This is a genomic window from Pseudomonas sp. TE4620 (genome assembly GCF_056279045.1).
Map to the genome: position 1 here is coordinate 78781 of NZ_JBWBQO010000001.1, position 17979 is coordinate 96759.

At 62.9% G+C, this 17979-nt stretch carries 11 protein-coding genes; 6 read left to right on the top strand and 5 right to left on the bottom strand.

Annotation, left to right across the window (positions count from 1 at the left end; translation table 11 throughout):
- The first annotated feature begins 54 nt into the window (after window positions 1-54).
- The 3 genes from ACZ9A3_RS00345 to yjiA all read left to right on the top strand — a co-directional run bounded on the left by ACZ9A3_RS00345 (window position 55) and on the right by yjiA (window position 3384).
- Window positions 55-2121 carry a carbon starvation CstA family protein gene (locus ACZ9A3_RS00345; RefSeq protein WP_045195915.1) on the top strand — a complete coding sequence of 689 codons (2067 nt, stop codon included), beginning with the start codon at window positions 55-57 and terminating at the stop codon, window positions 2119-2121.
- Between the two features lie 18 nt (window positions 2122-2139).
- Window positions 2140-2337: a YbdD/YjiX family protein gene (locus ACZ9A3_RS00350; protein WP_010226397.1), complete on the top strand. Its 198-nt coding sequence runs from the start codon at window positions 2140-2142 to the stop codon at window positions 2335-2337.
- Window positions 2338-2427: 90 nt separating this feature from the next.
- Entirely contained in the window at window positions 2428-3384 is a 957-nt protein-coding gene (yjiA, locus tag ACZ9A3_RS00355) for a GTPase (protein ID WP_093387875.1), read from the top strand.
- A 119-nt stretch (window positions 3385-3503) separates the two neighbouring features.
- Here yjiA and glyA read toward each other — a convergent pair whose 3' ends face one another.
- Together glyA and ACZ9A3_RS00365 are read right to left on the bottom strand one after the other, a co-directional pair.
- Entirely contained in the window at window positions 3504-4757 is a 1254-nt protein-coding gene (gene glyA / locus ACZ9A3_RS00360) for a serine hydroxymethyltransferase (RefSeq protein ID WP_093387878.1), read from the bottom strand.
- Between the two features lie 224 nt (window positions 4758-4981).
- Window positions 4982-8812, bottom strand: a complete 3831-nt coding sequence (locus ACZ9A3_RS00365; protein WP_476252030.1) for a sensor domain-containing protein — start codon at window positions 8810-8812, stop codon at window positions 4982-4984.
- Between the two features lie 267 nt (window positions 8813-9079).
- Here ACZ9A3_RS00365 and ettA point away from each other — a divergent pair, with 267 nt between their 5' ends.
- Together ettA and gdhA are read left to right on the top strand one after the other, a co-directional pair.
- Entirely contained in the window at window positions 9080-10744 is a 1665-nt protein-coding gene (gene ettA, locus ACZ9A3_RS00370) for an energy-dependent translational throttle protein EttA (protein WP_045195926.1), read from the top strand.
- A gap of 232 nt (window positions 10745-10976) precedes the next feature.
- Window positions 10977-12314 carry an NADP-specific glutamate dehydrogenase gene (gene gdhA, locus ACZ9A3_RS00375; protein WP_045196574.1) on the top strand — a complete coding sequence of 446 codons (1338 nt, stop codon included), beginning with the start codon at window positions 10977-10979 and terminating at the stop codon, window positions 12312-12314.
- Window positions 12315-12353: 39 nt separating this feature from the next.
- Here the strand turns inward: gdhA and ACZ9A3_RS00380 are convergent, their stop codons facing one another.
- The 3 genes from ACZ9A3_RS00380 to ACZ9A3_RS00390 form a co-directional block, all read right to left on the bottom strand.
- Window positions 12354-12710, bottom strand: a complete 357-nt coding sequence (locus tag ACZ9A3_RS00380) for a lipoprotein (RefSeq protein WP_045195929.1) — start codon at window positions 12708-12710, stop codon at window positions 12354-12356.
- An 88-nt stretch (window positions 12711-12798) separates the two neighbouring features.
- A complete protein-coding gene (locus ACZ9A3_RS00385) occupies window positions 12799-14652 on the bottom strand; it encodes an Lnb N-terminal periplasmic domain-containing protein (RefSeq protein ID WP_476252031.1) in 1854 nt (617 codons plus the stop codon).
- 77 nt (window positions 14653-14729) lie between these two features.
- Entirely contained in the window at window positions 14730-15218 is a 489-nt protein-coding gene (locus ACZ9A3_RS00390) for a DUF3015 domain-containing protein (RefSeq protein WP_093387889.1), read from the bottom strand.
- Between the two features lie 277 nt (window positions 15219-15495).
- Between ACZ9A3_RS00390 and ACZ9A3_RS00395 the strand changes: the two genes are divergently transcribed.
- Complete coding sequence (locus ACZ9A3_RS00395; protein WP_045195935.1) at window positions 15496-17934, top strand: Lon protease family protein; 2439 nt, start codon at window positions 15496-15498, stop codon at window positions 17932-17934.
- Window positions 17935-17979 lie beyond the last annotated feature (45 nt).

A 17979-nucleotide genomic window follows, 5' to 3' on the forward strand; every position in this document is an offset into this window, starting at 1 on the left:
CCAGTATCGCTAGACTCGAAAGGCTGTCTTTTATCCACTAGCTGGAAGCAAACCATGAACAACAATAATAGCCTGCTACGCCACATTCCGTGGCTGGCGCTGGCAGTCATAGGAGCCTGTGCGCTGGGTGTGGTTGCCCTGCGTCGTGGCGAGGCCATCAACGCCTTGTGGATCGTCGTCGCCTCGGTGGCCATCTACCTGGTCGCCTACCGCTACTACAGCCTGTTCATCGCCACCAAGGTGATGCAGCTGGACCCGCGTCGGGCCACCCCGGCAGTGGTCAACAACGACGGTCTGGACTACGTGCCGACCAACAAACACATTCTTTTCGGCCACCACTTCGCCGCGATTGCCGGCGCCGGCCCGTTGGTCGGTCCTGTGCTGGCGGCGCAGATGGGCTACCTGCCCGGTACGCTCTGGCTGATTGCCGGGGTGGTGCTGGCCGGTGCGGTACAGGACTTCATGATCCTGTTCCTCTCCACCCGCCGCAACGGCCGCTCGCTGGGTGACATGGTCCGTGAAGAAATGGGCCGGATCCCGGGCACCATCGCCCTGTTCGGCTGCTTCCTGATCATGATCATCATCCTCGCGGTGCTGGCGCTGATCGTGGTCAAGGCCCTGGCCGAGAGCCCGTGGGGCATGTTCACGGTGATGGCGACCATCCCGATCGCGATGTTCATGGGCATCTACATGCGCTACATCCGCCCGGGCCATATCGGCGAGATCTCGCTGATCGGCGTGGTGCTGCTGTTGCTGTCGATCTGGCTGGGGGGCCAGGTTGCCGCCGACCCGGTCTGGGGCCCGGCGTTCACCTTTACCGGCGTGCAGATCACCTGGATGCTGGTGGGCTACGGTTTCGTCGCCGCCGTGCTGCCGGTCTGGCTGGTGCTGGCGCCGCGTGACTACCTGTCGACCTTCCTCAAGATCGGCACCATCGTTGGCCTGGCCATCGGCATCCTGATCATCGCCCCGGAGCTTAAAATGCCGGCGCTGACCCAGTTCACCGACGGTACCGGCCCGGTGTGGAAGGGCACCCTGTTCCCGTTCCTGTTCATCACCATTGCCTGCGGCGCGGTATCGGGCTTCCATGCGCTGATTTCCTCAGGGACCACGCCCAAGCTGCTGGATAACGAAGTCAACGCCCGCTACATCGGCTACGGCGGCATGCTCATGGAGTCGTTCGTGGCGATCATGGCCATGGTTGCCGCTTCGGTGATCGAGCCTGGCGTGTACTTCGCCATGAACAGCCCGGCCGCGGTGGTCGGCTCTGATGTCGTCTCGGTAGCGCAAACCGTCAGCAGCTGGGGCTTTGCCATCACCCCTGATGCCCTCGAAGCGGTCGCCAAGGACATCGGCGAGCACACCATCCTGGCCCGTGCCGGCGGTGCGCCGACCCTGGCAGTGGGTATCGCGCAGATCCTTCACCAGGTGCTGCCGGGTGAAAACACCATGGCCTTCTGGTACCACTTCGCGATCCTGTTCGAGGCGCTGTTCATCCTCACAGCGGTGGACGCCGGTACCCGTGCCGGGCGCTTCATGCTCCAGGACCTGCTGGGCAGCTTCGTGCCTGCGCTCAAACGCACCGAATCGTGGGGCGCCAACCTGCTCGCCACCGCCGGTTGCGTGGCGCTCTGGGGTTACCTGCTGTACCAGGGCGTGATCGATCCGCTAGGTGGTATCAACACCTTGTGGCCGCTGTTCGGCATCTCCAACCAGATGCTCGCCGGTATCGCCCTGATGCTCGGCACGGTGGTGCTGATCAAAATGAAGCGCCAGCGCTACATCTGGGTCACCTTGCTGCCTGCGGTATGGCTGCTGATCTGCACCACCACCGCCGGTTTCATCAAGCTGTTCGACCCGAACCCGGCGGTTGGCTTCCTGGCCCTGGCCAACAAGTACAGCGCCGCGCTCGACGCCGGCCAGGTGCTGGCCCCGGCCAAGGACATCGGGCAGATGCAGCACGTGATTTTCAACGCCTACACCAACGCGGCCCTGACCGGCCTGTTCCTGTTCGTGGTCTTCAGCATTCTGTTCTTCGCCCTCAAGGTCGGCATCGCTGCCCTGGGCAAAAAAGAGCGGACTGACAAAGAGTCCCCGTTCCAGGCCCTGCCGGATGCGTAACCCAAGAGGAATGCAGTGATGTTCAACGATCTCGGTCGACTGGGTAAGTACCTGGGGCAGGCAGCCCGCCTGATGGTCGGCATGCCCGACTACGACAACTACGTCGAGCATATGCAGACCAAGCACCCGGACAAGCCGGTAATGACCTACGAGGAGTTCTTCCGCGAACGCCAGGAGGCACGTTACGGCGGCAAGGGTGGGCCAAAGTGCTGTTGAAAAGCGGCATGCAAGGCCAGTGACAAAGCTGTGGGAGCCCGGTTCGCGCCGGGCTCCCACAGTCATTTTCAGCGTTCAGGAGTATTCGGTTTGTTACCTCCAATTCCCGTTACCGTGCTCAGCGGCTTTCTCGGCGCCGGCAAGACCACCTTGCTGCGCCACCTGCTCAAGGCCGAGCACGGCCTGAAGATTGCCGTGATCGAAAACGAATTCAGCGATGCCGGCATCGATACCCAACTGCTCGGCGACGAGCCGGTGCAGGTCATGACCCTGGCCAACGGCTGCGTGTGCTGCAGTATCCACACCGACCTGACCAAGGCGCTGTTCCTGCTGCTCGAGCGCCTGGACAGCGGCGAGATCGCCTTCGACCGGCTGGTGATCGAATGCACGGGCCTGGCCGACCCGGCGCCGGTGGCGCAAACCTTCTTCATCGATGAAGAGCTGCGCGAGCGCTACATCCTCGACGGCATCATCACCCTGGTGGATGCCGCGCACGCCGATCAGCACCTGACCCAGGCCATTGCCCAGGCCCAGGTCGGTTTTGCCGACCGCCTGCTGGTGAGCAAGACCGATCTGGTCGACGCCGCCAGCTTCCAGGCCCTGAGCGAGCGCCTGGGGCGGATCAACCGCCGTGCGCCGATCCGGGTGGTGGAACACGGCAAGATCGATCTGGCCGAGTTGCTCGATGTGCGGGGTTTCAACCTCAATGCCAGTCTGAACGTGCGCCCGGTAGTAGCGGCGCCGAGTGTCGACCGGATCTCCAGCATGGTCCTGCGCACCGACCTGCCGCTGGATATCGACCGCCTCAGCGAGTTCATGAACCAGTTGCTTGAAGAGCACGGCAAGCAACTGCTTCGCTACAAAGGCGTGCTGAACATTGCCGGCGAGGATCGGCGCCTGGTGTTCCAGGGGGTGCTCAAGCTTTATGGCTTTGATTGGGATACCGAGTGGGCAGAGGGGGAAGTGCGCGAGAGTGTGATGGTGTTCATTGCCGACGATTTGCCGGAGGCGAAGATTCGCGAAGGGTTTGAGGCTTTGACTCTGTAGGAGCGGGCTTGCCCCGCGATGCGATGGTGCGATCACTATTGCATCGCGGGGCAAGCCCGCTCCTACAGGTACAAAAAAGCCCGGCTCTAGAGCCGGGCTTTTTCACATCACAACTGAGCTTAGTTGCCGTATACCGGCAGCTTGGCGCAGATGGCCTTGACCTTCTCGCGAACGGCGTCGATCACCGCTTCGTTGTTCAGGTCGGCGAGGATGTCGCAGATCCAGCCTGCCAGTTCTTTACACTCGGCCTCTTTGAAGCCACGAGTGGTCACAGCCGGGGTGCCGAAGCGCAGGCCGGAGGTGACGAACGGCGAACGTGGGTCGTTCGGTACCGAGTTCTTGTTGACGGTGATGAAGGCGCGACCCAGGGCGGCGTCGGCGTCTTTACCGGAGATTTCCTGCTTGATCAGCGACAGCAGGAACAGGTGGTTCTGGGTACCGCCGGAGACCACGTCAAAACCGCGCTCGATGAACACACCGGCCATGGCCTGGGCGTTCTTCACCACTTGTTGCTGGTAGGTCTTGAACTCAGGCTGCAGCGCTTCTTTGAAGCAGATGGCCTTGGCGGCGATCACGTGCTCCAGCGGGCCGCCCTGGGCGCCCGGGAATACTGCGGAGTTGAGCTTCTTCTCGATCTCGGCGTTGGCACGCGCGAGGATCAGGCCGCCACGTGGACCGCGCAGGGTCTTGTGGGTAGTGGTGGTGACCACGTCGGCGAATGGCACCGGGTTCGGGTACACGCCTGCAGCGACCAGGCCGGCAACGTGGGCCATGTCGACGAACAGGTAGGCACCGACCTTGTCGGCGATTTCACGGAAGCGTGGGAAGTCGAGGATCTGCGAGTAGGCCGAGAAACCGGCAACGATCATTTTCGGCTTGTGCTCGACCGCCAGGCGCTCGACTTCGTCGTAGTCGATCAGGCCGTTGGCGTCGATGCCGTACTGGATGGCGTTGTACAGCTTGCCCGAGGAGCTGACGTTGGCGCCGTGGGTCAGGTGACCGCCGTGGGCCAGGCTCATGCCCAGGATGGTGTCGCCGGCCGACAGCAGGGCCAGGTAGACGGCGCTGTTGGCTTGCGAGCCAGCGTGCGGCTGGACGTTGGCGTAATCGGCGCCGAACAGCTCCTTGGCACGGTCGATGGCCAGCTGCTCGACCACGTCGACGTATTCGCAACCGCCGTAGTAGCGCTTGCCCGGGTAGCCTTCGGCGTACTTGTTGGTCAGCACCGAGCCCTGGGCTTCCATGACAGCGGGGCTTGTGTAGTTTTCCGAGGCGATCAGCTCGATATGTTCTTCCTGGCGCTGAGCTTCTTGCTCCATGGCGGCAAAGAGATCGGCGTCGTACTTGGCAATGGTCAAATCACGGCTGAACATGGCGGTCCTCAAGGATCGTGCTGAAATAGGCGGGCATTCTACCTCATCAGCTTTTGTCTGGCATATGAAAGGGCATCATGTCGCAGACAAATGGGGCTCATGAGCGACAAGCTGCAAGCTTCAAGCTTCAAGCTTCAAGCTTCAAGCTTCAAGCGGCAAGTCAAAGGCCGGACGCGTAACGCTTCTAACTTGCCGCTTGTAGCTTAAGGCTTGCAGCTTCCTGCCTATTCGAACATGAACAGGGTTTCGTTGCTGAACTGCGCCTCGAACTGATGCGCCGGCATCGGTCGCCCGAACAGGTAGCCCTGCACTTCGTCACAGCCGTGTTCACGGAGGAACTCCAGCTGTTCGTGGGTCTCGACGCCCTCGGCGATCACCGCCAGGTTCAGGCTGTGGGCCATGGCGATGATCGCCCGGGCGATCTGTGCATCCTGCTCGCCCTCAGGCAGACCGTCGACGAAGGTGCGGTCGATCTTCAGCACGTCGATGGGGAACTGCTTGAGGTAGTTGAGCGACGAATAGCCGGTGCCGAAGTCGTCAACGGCGATGCTCAGGCCGAGGTTCTTCAGGCTGTCGAGGATCACCATGGCCTCGTTGACCTCGCGCATCAGGATACTTTCGGTCAGCTCCAGCTCCAGGCATGCCGGCGGCAGGCCGGTTTCCTTGAGGATGGTGGCGATGCGCTCGCCCAGTTGACCGTCGGAGAATTGCCGCGCCGAAATGTTCACCGACACCTTCGGCACCCGCACCTTGGCCTGGTGCCAGGCCTTGAGCTGGCGGCTGGCTTCCTTGAGTACCCAGTCGCCGACATCGACCACCAGGCCCAACTCCTCGATCACCGGGATGAAATCCCCCGGCGGTACCAGCCCGCGCCGTGGATGACGCCAGCGCAGCAACGCCTCGGCACCGGTCAGGCGCTTGCCGTCGCCGCTGAACTGCGGCTGGTAATAGAGGATGAATTCGTTCTGCTCCAGGGCATGGCGCAGGTCGCTTTCCAGCTCCAGGCGCTCCAGGGCACTGGCGTTCATGTCGGCCTGGTAGAACTGGAAGTTGTTCTTGCCGCGCTCCTTGGCGTGGTACATGGCGGTGTCGGCGTTCTTCATCAACTGGCTGAGTTCGCTGCCGTCCTGCGGGCTCAGGGCGATGCCGATACTGGCGGTGACGAAGAACTCGCGGTTCTCCAGCACGAATGGCCGCACCAGGCTGCCAAGGATCTGCTCGGCCACGTGAATGGCCCGGTTCAGGGCCATTTCGCGGGTGGCGCGCGGTTGCAGCAGCAAGGTGAACTCGTCGCCGCCCATGCGCGCCACGGTGTCGTCGTCATCGACGCAGTCGAGCAGGCGCTCGGCCATGTCCTTGAGCATGCGGTCGCCCGCGGCATGGCCGAGGGAGTCGTTGATCGGCTTGAAGCGGTCGAGGTCGAGGAACATCAGCACCACCCAGGCCTTTTGTCGCTCGGCTTGCTGCAGGGCAGTGTGCAGGCGGTCCTGGAACAGGGTGCGGTTGGGCAAGTGGGTCAGGGCGTCGTAGTAGGCCAGGCGATGGATGCGCTGTTCGCTGGCCTTGCGCTCGCTGATGTCGGTAAAGAAGCACACGTAGCTGGCCAGGTCGCCTTCATCGTCGAGCACCGCGGTAATGCCGACCCAGGCCGGGTAATGTTCGCCGCTGCGGCGCTTGAGCCACACTTCACCTTCCCAGGTGCCGCGCTGGTGCAGCTGTTTGAGCACGTAGCGCAGGTGTGCATCCTGGTGCTCATCGACGGTCAGCAGGCTCGGCAACTGGTCCAGCACGTCGGCCACGGCATAGCCGCTGACGCGGCTGAAGGCTTCGTTGGCCTGGACGATGTAGCCGGCCGGGTCGGTAATGAGGATCGCCGAGGTCGAGTGCTCGAACACCGTGGCGGCCATGCGCAGGTCTTTCTCGGCGCGGCGCTGCTGGCTGATGTCGCGGCCCACGCCAAGGATGCCCTCGAAGCGCTCCTGGTCATCCCAGACCAGCACCAGGCGCAGCTCGATCGGGATCTTGCGGCCGTCGGCGCGCAGGCAATCGAACAGGAACAGCTGGGTCGGCAACTGGGTGCGCAGCAGTTCCATCTGTTCGGGGTCGCCCAGGGCCTTGTTGACCCGCTCGACCAGGCTGTAGATACCGGTGAGCTGGGCCGGGTTGGCGATGGTCGAGTGCCAGCCGTTCTCGAAAATCCACTCCACTTCAAAGCCCAGCACCGCCTGGATCGACGGGCTGACGTAGTTCAGTTGCAACTGGCTGTCGGTGGAGAAGATCACGTCGCTGATACTTTCGGCGAGCATGCGGTAGCGCTGTTCGCTGTCGCGCAGAGACTCGCTGGCCTCGATCTGCTCGGTAACGTCCTTGCCGACGCCGATGATCCGCGTCACGCAACCTGCGCTGTCGCGGGTCAGGGCCTGCTCGCGGATGTCGAAACGCAGCCAGCGCTGGTCGTGGTGACGGAAGCGCAACTGGCAATGCAGTTGCTCGACGTAGCCCGAATCGCGTTGCTGCTGGCGCAACTGGTGATAGAGCTGGGCGTCGTCCGGGTGCAGCAGCACCTCCCAGAAATGGTCGCCCATCTGCGCAAGCTCGGTGCGGCTGTAACCCAGGGTCTGGCCGAGGTTGCGGTTGCTGAAGATCATCAGCTGGTTATGCACGTCCTGGACGTACAACTGGTCGGGCACGGTGCGCACCACATCCGACCAGAAGCTTTCGCGCTCGAGCAACGACAGCTCGACCTGCTTGCGGCTGGTGATGTCGCTGATGCTGAGGATCACTGCCTGGTAATCGCGGCGCTGCTGCGGGAAACGCACCATCAGCCACAGGTGCAGGTCGTCGCCACCGGGCACCGGCAGGCGCACTTCCAGCTCCAGCTGCTGCTGGTTGTCGAGGATCGCCCCGAGGAGCTGGATGCCGATGCCTTCGTTGCCGGTCTGCGAGCCTTCGACCAGGCGTTGCCAGGCACTGTCGCAACAGTTGACGCCCAGCAGTTGCAAGGCCACCTGGTTGACCTCGGTGACTTTCAGCTCCTGGAGCAAAATCCGCCGCAATGGCTGGTCGAAAGCCAGGCGCTGTTCCAGCGCCGGGCGGCTGCGCAGGCGATAGCGCTCGAGCTGGCCGGGTAGGCCCGAGAGGTCGAGCACGCACAGGGCGACCCCGGTGCCTTCGAAGATATCGTGATAGCGTCGGCGGCTTTCCTGCAGCAGGCGATGGCGGCGGCGCATGTTGATCAGCGCCAGCAGCGGGATCAGCGCGCAGAACAGCCCGAGCATGCATTTGCCGATCAGCGCCGGCAGCAGTTGCTGGCGGGCAAGGCCGGCATCGAACAGGCCGCGCAGTTGCCAGGTACTGTTGTCGAGGAACGCCAGCATCACGCTTTGCAGCGGCTCGTCGCTGCCGGGGGTCGGCTGATGGCGGTTGATGATCTCGCCGGTGCGGCTGTTTTCCAGCAGCCACAACGGGTGATTGGGGCGGTCCAGGTGGTTGGTCAGGTCGCTGTAGTAACCCGGGGCCAGGCGCAGGAACCAGTAGCCGCTGGGCGCCTCGCCCGGCTGGCGCAGCAACAGGTAGACCTGCTGGTTGTCGGCACTGTTGCTGTAATAGAAGTCGCGGCCCTGGTTGAGTCGCAGCAGTTCGTCCAGTGCCTGGTAATCGGGTGTATCCTTCAGGCTGTCGGCCTGCAGGCTGCCATCGGCACCAATCCAGGCGACGCTGAGCAGCTTGGGCTGCTGCTGGCGCAGTTGCGCGATGACCTGCGCCAGTTGCTCAGGGGCAGGCGATGAGCGGTAGGGCTGGATCTGGTTGAGCGCCACCTGGGCCTTGAGCGCCATGTTCAGGCTCATGTGGTCGGCGAGCTCGGCGCTGGCGTTCAGGCTGTGCTGGTACTGGTCAGCCTGGGTATGACGGAACTGGGCGATCAACTGCCACAGCAGCAGGCCTAGCAGCAACAGCACCAACAGGGCCAGCGCGCCTTTCAATGAGCCGCGCAGCGGCGAGCCTGACGCAGTGGCCGGCTTGCGCAGGGATGACGGCTGAGTGAGATTGGTCAAACGTTGATCCTGCGGTATGGCTGGATGGCAGGTTTAGAGCTGCTGGTTGGCAAGTGCCGCGTTCCTGGCGACGGCTCCGGTTGCGCACTATAAGCCGGACGCCCGAAGGGCGGCTAGCATGCCCGCAAACGTGGCAAAGTGCCAGCCCTGTTCGTCGGCGGTTTGCCCAACCCGGCGCATTACGGTAGCTTTGGCCCTTTCCTGGGCGCCACGGCGCCCTTCATCTGTTTCGTTTCTATTTTTTCGTCTCTGACGCTAGGTTTTTCCATGGCTCAATACGTCTATACCATGCATCGGCTGGGCAAGGTTGTCCCGCCGAAGCGGGAAATCCTCAAGAACATTTCGCTGTCCTTCTTCCCCGGCGCCAAGATCGGCGTGCTCGGCCTCAACGGCTCGGGTAAATCCACCCTGCTGAAAATCATGGCGGGTGTCGATACCGAGTTCGACGGCGAAGCCCGTCCGATGCCGGACCTGAACATCGGCTACCTGCCGCAGGAGCCACAGCTGGACCCGTCCAAGACCGTGCGTGAAGTGGTCGAGGAAGCGGTCAGCGTGATCAAGGACGCCCAGGCCCGCCTGGACGAAGTCTACGCCGCCTACGCCGAGCCGGATGCCGACTTCGACAAGCTGGCCGCCGAACAGGCCAAACTCGAAGCCATCCTCCAGGCCAGCGACGGTCACAACCTCGAGCGCCAGCTGGAAGTGGCCGCCGACGCCCTGCGCCTGCCAGCGTGGGAAGCCAAGGTCGAGCACCTGTCCGGTGGTGAGAAGCGCCGTGTGGCCCTGTGCCGCCTGCTGCTGTCGGCCCCCGACATGCTCCTGCTCGACGAACCGACCAACCACCTGGACGCCGATTCCGTCGCCTGGCTGGAACACTTCCTTCACGACTTCCCGGGCACCGTGGTCGCGATTACCCACGACCGGTACTTCCTCGACAACGTTGCCGGCTGGATCCTCGAGCTCGACCGCGGCGCCGGTATTCCGTATGAAGGCAACTATTCGGGTTGGCTGGAAGCCAAGTCCGATCGTCTGGCCCAGGAATCCAAGCAGCAGTCGGCCCATGAAAAGGCCATGAAGGAAGAACTGGAGTGGGTGCGCAAAGGCGCCAAGGCACGTCAGTCCAAGTCCAAGGCCCGCCTGCAACGCTTCGAAGAAATGCAGTCGCAGGAATTCCAGAAGCGCAGCGAGACCAACGAGATCTACATCCCGGCCGGTCCGCGCCTGGGTGACAAGGTCATCGAGTTCAAGAACGTCAGCAAGGGCTATGGCGATCGCGTGCTGATCGATAACCTGTCGTTCTCCATGCCAAAAGGCGCGATCGTCGGCGTGATCGGCGGTAACGGTGCCGGTAAATCGACTCTGTTCCGCATGCTGATGGGCAAGGAACAACCGGACTCGGGCAGCATCGAGATCGGTGAAACCGTGCAACTGGCCTGCGTCGACCAGAGCCGTGAAGACCTCGACGGCAACAAGACCGTGTTCCAGCAGATCTCCGACGGCTCCGACCAGCTGCGCATCGGCACCTACGAGATTCCGTCGCGCACCTACGTTGGCCGTTTCAACTTCAAGGGCGGCGACCAGCAGAAGTTCGTCAAGGACCTCTCCGGTGGTGAGCGCGGCCGTCTGCACCTGGCCCTGACCCTGAAAGAGGGCGCCAACGTCCTGCTGCTCGACGAACCGTCCAACGACCTCGACGTCGAAACCCTGCGTTCGCTGGAGGAAGCCCTGCTGGACTTCCCGGGCGCCGCTATCGTGATTTCTCACGATCGCTGGTTCCTGGACCGCGTGGCGACCCACATCCTGGCCTACGAAGACGATTCGCAGGCGGTGTTCTTCGAAGGCAACTACACCGAGTACGAAGCCGATCGCAAGAAACGCCTGGGCGAAGCGGCTGCCCAGCCGCACCGCGTACGGCACAAAAAACTGGCATGACCCTCAGGGGTTTGCACTGAAACGGGGCCTTCGGGTCCCGTTTTTTTTGCTCGAAATTTACCCCGGCCCTGTAGGATCGGGCTTGCCTCGCGATACGGCTTAACATGTATACACTTATACAAATGCACCATTTAATTTCATAAAAACGACATTGCGCCCTGTTGCGGTGCCGTGGCTTCTTGGTAAAGTCGAGGAAAAAACATAAGTCCAACTCCATCTGGTGAATGTCTACATGATCGAATCTGTCGAAGATTTCCTCGCGCGCCTCAAGCAACGCGACCCGGCCCAGCCTGAATTCCATCAGGCGGTCGAAGAGGTGCTGCGCAGCCTCTGGCCGTTCCTCGAAGCCAATCCACACTACCTGCAGGCCGGTATCCTCGAGCGTATGGTCGAGCCTGAGCGGGCGATCCTGTTTCGCGTGTCGTGGGTCGATGACCAGGGCAAGGTCCAGGTCAACCGCGGCTACCGCATCCAGATGAGCAGTGCCATCGGCCCGTACAAGGGCGGCCTGCGCTTCCACCGCTCGGTGAACCTTGGCGTGCTCAAATTCCTGGCCTTCGAACAGGTATTCAAGAACTCCCTGACCTCGCTGCCCATGGGCGGCGGCAAGGGAGGCTCGGACTTCGATCCGAAGGGCAAGAGCGATGCTGAAGTCATGCGCTTCTGCCAGGCATTCATGAGCGAGCTGTACCGCCACATCGGCGCCGACCTCGATGTGCCGGCCGGCGATATCGGCGTTGGCGCCCGCGAGATCGGCTTCCTGTTCGGCCAGTACAAGCGCCTGGCCAACCAGTTCACCTCGGTGCTGACCGGCAAAGGCATGACTTACGGCGGCAGCCTGATCCGCCCGGAAGCCACCGGCTACGGCTGCGTGTACTTCGCCGAAGAAATGCTCAAGCGCCAGGACCTGCGCATCGACGGTCGCCGGGTGGCCATCTCCGGCTCCGGCAACGTTGCCCAGTATGCGGCGCGCAAGGTCATGGACCTGGGCGGCAAGGTGATCTCGCTGTCCGACTCCGAAGGCACCCTGTACTGCGAAGCCGGCATGAGCGACGAGCAGTGGGATGCGCTGATGGAGCTGAAAAACGTCAAGCGCGGCCGTATCAGCGAGCTGGCCGAACGTTTCGGCCTGGAGTTCCGCAAGGGTCAGCGCCCCTGGAACCTGGCCTGCGACATTGCCCTGCCATGCGCGACGCAGAACGAACTGGACGCCGAAGACGCCCGCACCCTGCTGCGCAACGGCTGCCTCTGCGTGGCCGAAGGCGCCAACATGCCGACCACCCTCGAGGCTGTGGATATCTTCATCGAGGCCGGCATCCTCTTCGCCCCGGGCAAGGCGTCCAACGCCGGCGGGGTGGCCGTCAGTGGCCTGGAGATGTCGCAGAACGCCATGCGCCTGCTGTGGACCGCCGGTGAAGTGGACAGCAAGCTGCACAACATCATGCAGTCGATCCACCATGCCTGCGTGCACTACGGCGAAGAGAACGGCCGCATCAACTACGTCAAAGGCGCCAACATCGCCGGCTTCGTCAAGGTTGCCGATGCCATGCTGGCCCAGGGCGTGGTTTAAGTCTCGGGCTCGACGGCGACGACTTCGGGTGCTTGCGGCCTATTTGTGTCGATAGGCGCGCGCGGCGTCGCGATCCTTTTCTTCCTGCCACTGCTCATCGCGCTCATCCCAGTGACGGGCGCGATACTCCTGCAGGTCCTGGTTCTCCTGCATGGCGTGGCACTGGCGAAAGCCGTCGTCCCAGCCGGACTCGTACTGGCGGTTGTGCAGGTAGCGCGGCACGTCTTTGCGAAAGTCCCCGGCCATCACCCCGGCGGCCTGGCGACCGCTGCTGCAACCGTCCTGGAAGCCATCGGCATAGGCCGGTGGGTAACCTTGATTGATCAATTGCTCATGGGTTGTCTGGCAACCTGTGAGCACACCCATTACCACCATTACCAGCCAGTACCGCCGCATGTTCAGACTCTCCGCTTGCCAGGGAAAGTCTAGGCGGGCAATTGTCGGCGGCGCGTCAAAAGGATGTGATCAAGGTATTGGGGCCTTGCTAATAGTGATACCACTTGAGCTCCAGCATCACCTCGTTCTGCGCTGACGCAAGCTTGCTGAAGTCGCGGCTGGCACTCAAACGTACACCCAGATCGCGGGACAGCTCCCACTGCTGATTCAGACTCAGGCTACGGCGCACCTCGCCATTGGTGAAGTAGTCGGCCTTGGCCTCGACGCTCAGGTTGCCCAGCGGGTTGCGCCACAGCATCCCGGTATTGAAGCCTGCAGCCGGCGCAATGAAGCCGGCGAAGTCATTGTTGTGCTCGACGCGCACCGTGCCCAGGGCAAAGCCCAGTACGTCATCGGCCAACTGCCAGGTAGCGCCGGCGCCGCCATTGACGTGGCTGACCAGCACCTCGTCGCCGTGCTTGCCCAGCACTCGCTCAAGCCCCCCGGCGACCTGCCAGGACCAGGGTTGCAGCAGGGCGTTGCGCGGGGTCAGCGAGCGGATGGTCGCCAGGTCCAGACGCTGCACCTGCCAGTCGTTGCCTTCGTACTGGCGCAGCTTGAGCTGGAGGATCTCGATCTGTGCGCCGAGGGGGAAGCCGTAGGCGTTGTCGTTGAGGTCGTGATAGGCCATGCGCAGGCCATATTCGGCGTAGGCGCGATCATCGCGGCTGCCCAGGCCCAATTGCCAGGTACGTGACTGGTGGCCGTCCTCAGGCAAGCCGGGGCGCTCGATCTCAAGCTCCGGCGGCGGGTTGCGGTTGATTGCCCGCAGTAGCTCGAAGCTGCGCTTGGTCCGCGCCGGGTCGCGCTCCTGACCGTTGGCGCGGTAACGCTCCAGGCGGTAGGCGGCGTCCTGCACCAGGGCCTGGCGCTCGCGGGGCAGGGCGGTGAACGCGGGGCTCTGTAGCTGCGCGGTGTCGGCACTGACGGCCAGCACCTGTTGCTGTTCCTCGGCCTCCAGCGGCTTGGCGCGCTCCAGCAGTTCGCGCTCGCGCGACGGCCGGTAGTCGATACGCTCGACCAGGCCGGCCTGCTTGACCGCCTTGACCGTGTCGGTGGGGATCGCGGTCAGCGGGAACTGCGAAGTCAGGTCCAGGCTCGGGCGCGCCACCTGCAGCAGCTCGAGCAGGCGGTAGGAGCAGTTTTCGTCGAAGAAGAAGTAGTCGAACTGGATCTGCTTGAGTTCCCAGACGTGCTCGACCATGCGCCCGGTTTCTTCCGGGGTCAGGTTCAGCCGGTATTCCCACAGGTCGCGGTTTTCCAGGCTACGGTACTCGGAGAGTTTCTCTTGGTAGGGCACCAGGGCGAACAGGCCCGGGTAGCCGCCCATCAGGCCCTTCCAGGCATAGAGGATGCTGTTGTCGCTGCCTTCGATATAGGCGCCGAAGTTGATCGCGTAGCTGAGCAGGGCGGTTTCGTTGCTCTGCACGTCGGCCTGGTCGATGCGTAGCAGGGTATGGCCGAACATCGACGAGGGGCTGTTGAGGTAGGCGGCCGGGAAGATCATCACCGCACTGTGCGGCGAGACGTCCTTGAACCACTGGGTGTAGTCCTTGCAGTCCGGGCTCGGCAGGTCGTCCAGTTGCAACTGCTCGCGCAGCCAGCGGGTACGTGCCGGGAACACGCACTGGGCATGTTTGTCGCCCAGGCTCGCCGGTGCGTACAGCGCCTTGACGGTGGCGCGCAGCTCCTGGTCCGGGTGATGGGCGCCGTCTTCGGCAAGAAAGAAGCGTTGGTCATCGACGTAACTGCGCCAGCCGCCCAGCTTGGCCGTCTCGTAATGGCCGAGGGCGATCCAGTAGCGGTCGGCCGCCAGTTGCTTAAGGCGTGCTTCATCGAATGAAGGGGCAGCATGCAGCGGGGCGCAGGCACAGAGCGCCAGGTAGGCAAGGCGTTTGAGCATGTCGGGCAACTAAGTCTGAATGATGCCGATAGAGGCGGACAACAACCCGCCCCGGTGAAGGGGCGGGTGGGCCGAGCTTAAGCCTGGGTGACGTACTTGGCCAGGCGTGGATCGCTTTTCAGCACTGCGAGGGTGTTGCTGTGTACATCTTCAGCCGTGACATCGGCGGTCTTGAAGATGTCCTGGAAGTGTTGATGGGTAACCGCGGCGAAGTGCGCGCGATCTTCCGGTGCGACACCGAGCACCACGGCATAGGTGGTCAGTGCTTCACCTTGACCCTTGGCCATGTCTTCGGAGAGTTCGTTCATCATGCCGTTCATGGCGAACCATGATTTACCGCCATAGGTCAGCGCAGCGTTGGTCGAGCAGCCGTTGGTGCCCGAGGTCATGCCGAAAGTGGCGTTGCCGGAGGTGCCGTTGGTGGTGGATGCAAGGAAGTGGGCCGGTGTGCCGCGTTGGCCCTCGAACAGCATGTTGCCCCAGCCGCAATCCGGTCCGCCAGGGGCCTGGGCCATGGCATTGAGGGAGACCGCGGTGAACAGAGTACCCAGAAGAATCCGTTTCATAGCATTGTTCTCTTTCTAGAATTACATACCAAAGGTCAGGGTTGTCTGGCATATCTGTAGGACCAGTTGCCAGGGCGGGTCGGTTATTTACCCAGCCGCGCAGTTTGGAGTTTAGGCACGATCTAAGGGTTCCGTGATTTATTGCGAAAGATTGCCTGAAAATATTGACGTAGATCGGCTTTTCGCCCCTGCGACAATTAGCAGCGATGAGCCTTGCAACGTGCACGCGCACGGCGCCAGAATGCTGACATCCGCCCCGCCGAAGTAAGGAAGCCCGATGCCCGATCCTGTCGCTGCGAGCCTGCGTCTTGCGCCCGAAGCCCTGACCCGGCCGTTTTCCGCTGAACAGTTCGCTTTTTCCACCACCAATGATCTGGAGCCTTTTCGCGGTGTGCTTGGCCAGGAGCGTGCAGTCGAAGCCTTGCAGTTCGGCGTCGCCATGCCGCGTCCCGGGTATAACGTCTTCGTCATGGGCGAGCCCGGCACTGGCCGTTTCTCGTTCGTCAAACGCTACCTCAAGGCCGAAGGCAAGCGCCTGCAAACGCCGTCGGACTGGGTCTATGTCAACAACTACGACGAGCCACGCGAGCCGCGCGCGCTGGAGTTGCCACCGGGCAGCGCCGGGGCGTTCATCAGCGACATCGGTGGCCTGATCGACAACCTGCTGGCAACCTTTCCGGCAGTGTTCGAGCACCCGTCCTACCAGCAGAAAAAAAGCGCCATCGACCGCGCCTTCAACCAGCGATACGACCGTGCCCTGGATGTGATCGAGCGCGCCTCGCTGGAAAAGGACGTGGCCCTGTACCGCGACAGCAGCAACGTTGCCTTCACCCCGATGGCCGACGGCAAGGCGCTGGACGAAGCGGAATTTGCGCAGTTGCCGGAAGCCGAGCGCGAGCGTTTCCACGACGATATCGCCGCGCTGGAAGAACGCCTCAACGAAGAACTGGCGAGCCTGCCGCAATGGAAGCGCGAATCGAGCAACCAGCTGCGTCAACTCAACGAAGAAACCATCACTCTGGCGCTGCAACCATTGCTGGCGCCGCTGTCTGAAAAGTACGCTGAGAACGCCGCCGTCTGTGCCTACCTGCAAGCCATGCAGGTCTACCTGCTGCGCACTGTGGTCGAGCAACTGGTTGATGACAGCAAGACCGACGCCCAGGCGCGCAAGCTGCTCGAAGAGCAGTACGCACCGAGCCTGGTGGTCGGCCATCACGCCAGCGGCGGTGCGCCGGTGGTGTTCGAGCCGCACCCGACCTACGACAACCTGTTCGGCCGTATCGAATACAGCACCGACCAGGGCGCGTTGTACACCACCTATCGGCAACTGCGCCCGGGGGCCCTGCACCGGGCCAACGGCGGCTTCCTGATTCTGGAAGCCGAGAAGATGCTCAGCGAGCCGTTTGTCTGGGACGCGCTCAAGCGCGCCCTGCAGTCGCGCAAGCTGAAGATGGAATCGCCGTTGGGCGAATTCGGCCGCCTGGCCACCGTGACCCTCAACCCGCAGATGATCCCGCTGAACATCAAGGTGGTGATCATCGGTGCGCGCCAGCTGTACTACGCCCTGCAGGATCACGATCCGGACTTCCAGGAGATGTTCCGGGTGCTGGTCGACTTCGACGAAGACATCCCCATGGTCGACGAGAGCCTGGAGCAGTTCGCCCAGTTGCTCAAGACCCGCACCAGCGAGGAGGGCATGGCGCCGCTGAGCGCCGACGCGGTGGCGCGCCTGGCGACCTACAGCGCGCGCCTGGCCGAGCACCAGGGGCGTTTGTCGGCGCGTATTGGTGATTTGTTCCAGCTGGTCAGCGAGGCGGACTTCATCCGCCACCTGGCCAATGACGAAATGACCGACGCCGGGCACATCGAACGTGCGCTCAAGGCCAAGGCCACGCGCACCGGCCGTGTGTCGGCGCGGATTCTCGACGACATGCTGGCCGGCATCATCCTCATCGATACCGACGGCGCCGCGGTGGGCAAGTGCAACGGCCTGACCGTACTGGAAGTCGGCGATTCAGCCTTCGGGGTGCCGGCGCGGATCTCCGCCACGGTCTACCCTGGCGGCAGCGGTATCGTCGACATCGAGCGCGAGGTCAACCTCGGCCAGCCGATCCACTCCAAGGGGGTGATGATCCTCACCGGTTACCTGGGCAGCCGTTATGCCCAGGAATTCCCCCTGGCGATCTCCGCGAGTATCGCCCTGGAGCAGTCCTACGGTTATGTCGACGGCGACAGCGCCTCGCTGGGCGAGGCCTGCACGCTGATCTCGGCCTTGTCGAAAACCCCGCTCAAGCAGTGCTTCGCCATCACCGGCTCGATCAACCAGTTCGGTGAAGTGCAGGCGGTCGGTGGGGTCAACGAGAAGATCGAGGGCTTCTTCCGCCTTTGTGAAGCCCGTGGCCTGACTGGCGAGCAGGGCGCGATCATCCCGCGTGCCAACGTTGCCACGCTGATGCTCGACGAGCGGGTGCTGCAGGCGGTACGCGCCGGCATGTTCCACGTCTACGCCGTAAGCCAGGCCGACGAGGCCCTGAGCCTTTTGGTCGGTGAACCTGCCGGTGAGCCGGACGAAGAAGGCCAGTTCCCGGAAGGCAGTGTCAACGCCCGGGTCGTCGAGCGCTTGCGGGTGATTGCCGAGATGATCAGCGAAGAGGACCTCAAGGAGGCAGAAAAGGAGCACGCCGAGCAGGCCCTGGCCCAGGTCAAACCGTCCTGACCTGAGTGGTACGAGTCAAAAAAACGGCGCTAAATGGAACATGAC

What these genes read in the sequence shown, in the direction of transcription:
- ACZ9A3_RS00345 (WP_045195915.1), top strand. Translation starts at nt 55, where the DNA reads ATGAACAACAATAATAGCCTGCTACGCCACATTCCGTGGCTGGCGCTG.
- ACZ9A3_RS00385 (WP_476252031.1), bottom strand. Translation starts at nt 14,652, where the DNA reads ATGCTCAAACGCCTTGCCTACCTGGCGCTCTGTGCCTGCGCCCCGCTG.
- glyA (WP_093387878.1), bottom strand. Translation starts at nt 4,757, where the DNA reads ATGTTCAGCCGTGATTTGACCATTGCCAAGTACGACGCCGATCTCTTT.
- gdhA (WP_045196574.1), top strand. Translation starts at nt 10,977, where the DNA reads ATGATCGAATCTGTCGAAGATTTCCTCGCGCGCCTCAAGCAACGCGAC.
- ACZ9A3_RS00350 (WP_010226397.1), top strand. Translation starts at nt 2,140, where the DNA reads ATGTTCAACGATCTCGGTCGACTGGGTAAGTACCTGGGGCAGGCAGCC.
- ettA (WP_045195926.1), top strand. Translation starts at nt 9,080, where the DNA reads ATGGCTCAATACGTCTATACCATGCATCGGCTGGGCAAGGTTGTCCCG.
- ACZ9A3_RS00380 (WP_045195929.1), bottom strand. Translation starts at nt 12,710, where the DNA reads ATGCGGCGGTACTGGCTGGTAATGGTGGTAATGGGTGTGCTCACAGGT.
- ACZ9A3_RS00395 (WP_045195935.1), top strand. Translation starts at nt 15,496, where the DNA reads ATGCCCGATCCTGTCGCTGCGAGCCTGCGTCTTGCGCCCGAAGCCCTG.
- ACZ9A3_RS00390 (WP_093387889.1), bottom strand. Translation starts at nt 15,218, where the DNA reads ATGAAACGGATTCTTCTGGGTACTCTGTTCACCGCGGTCTCCCTCAAT.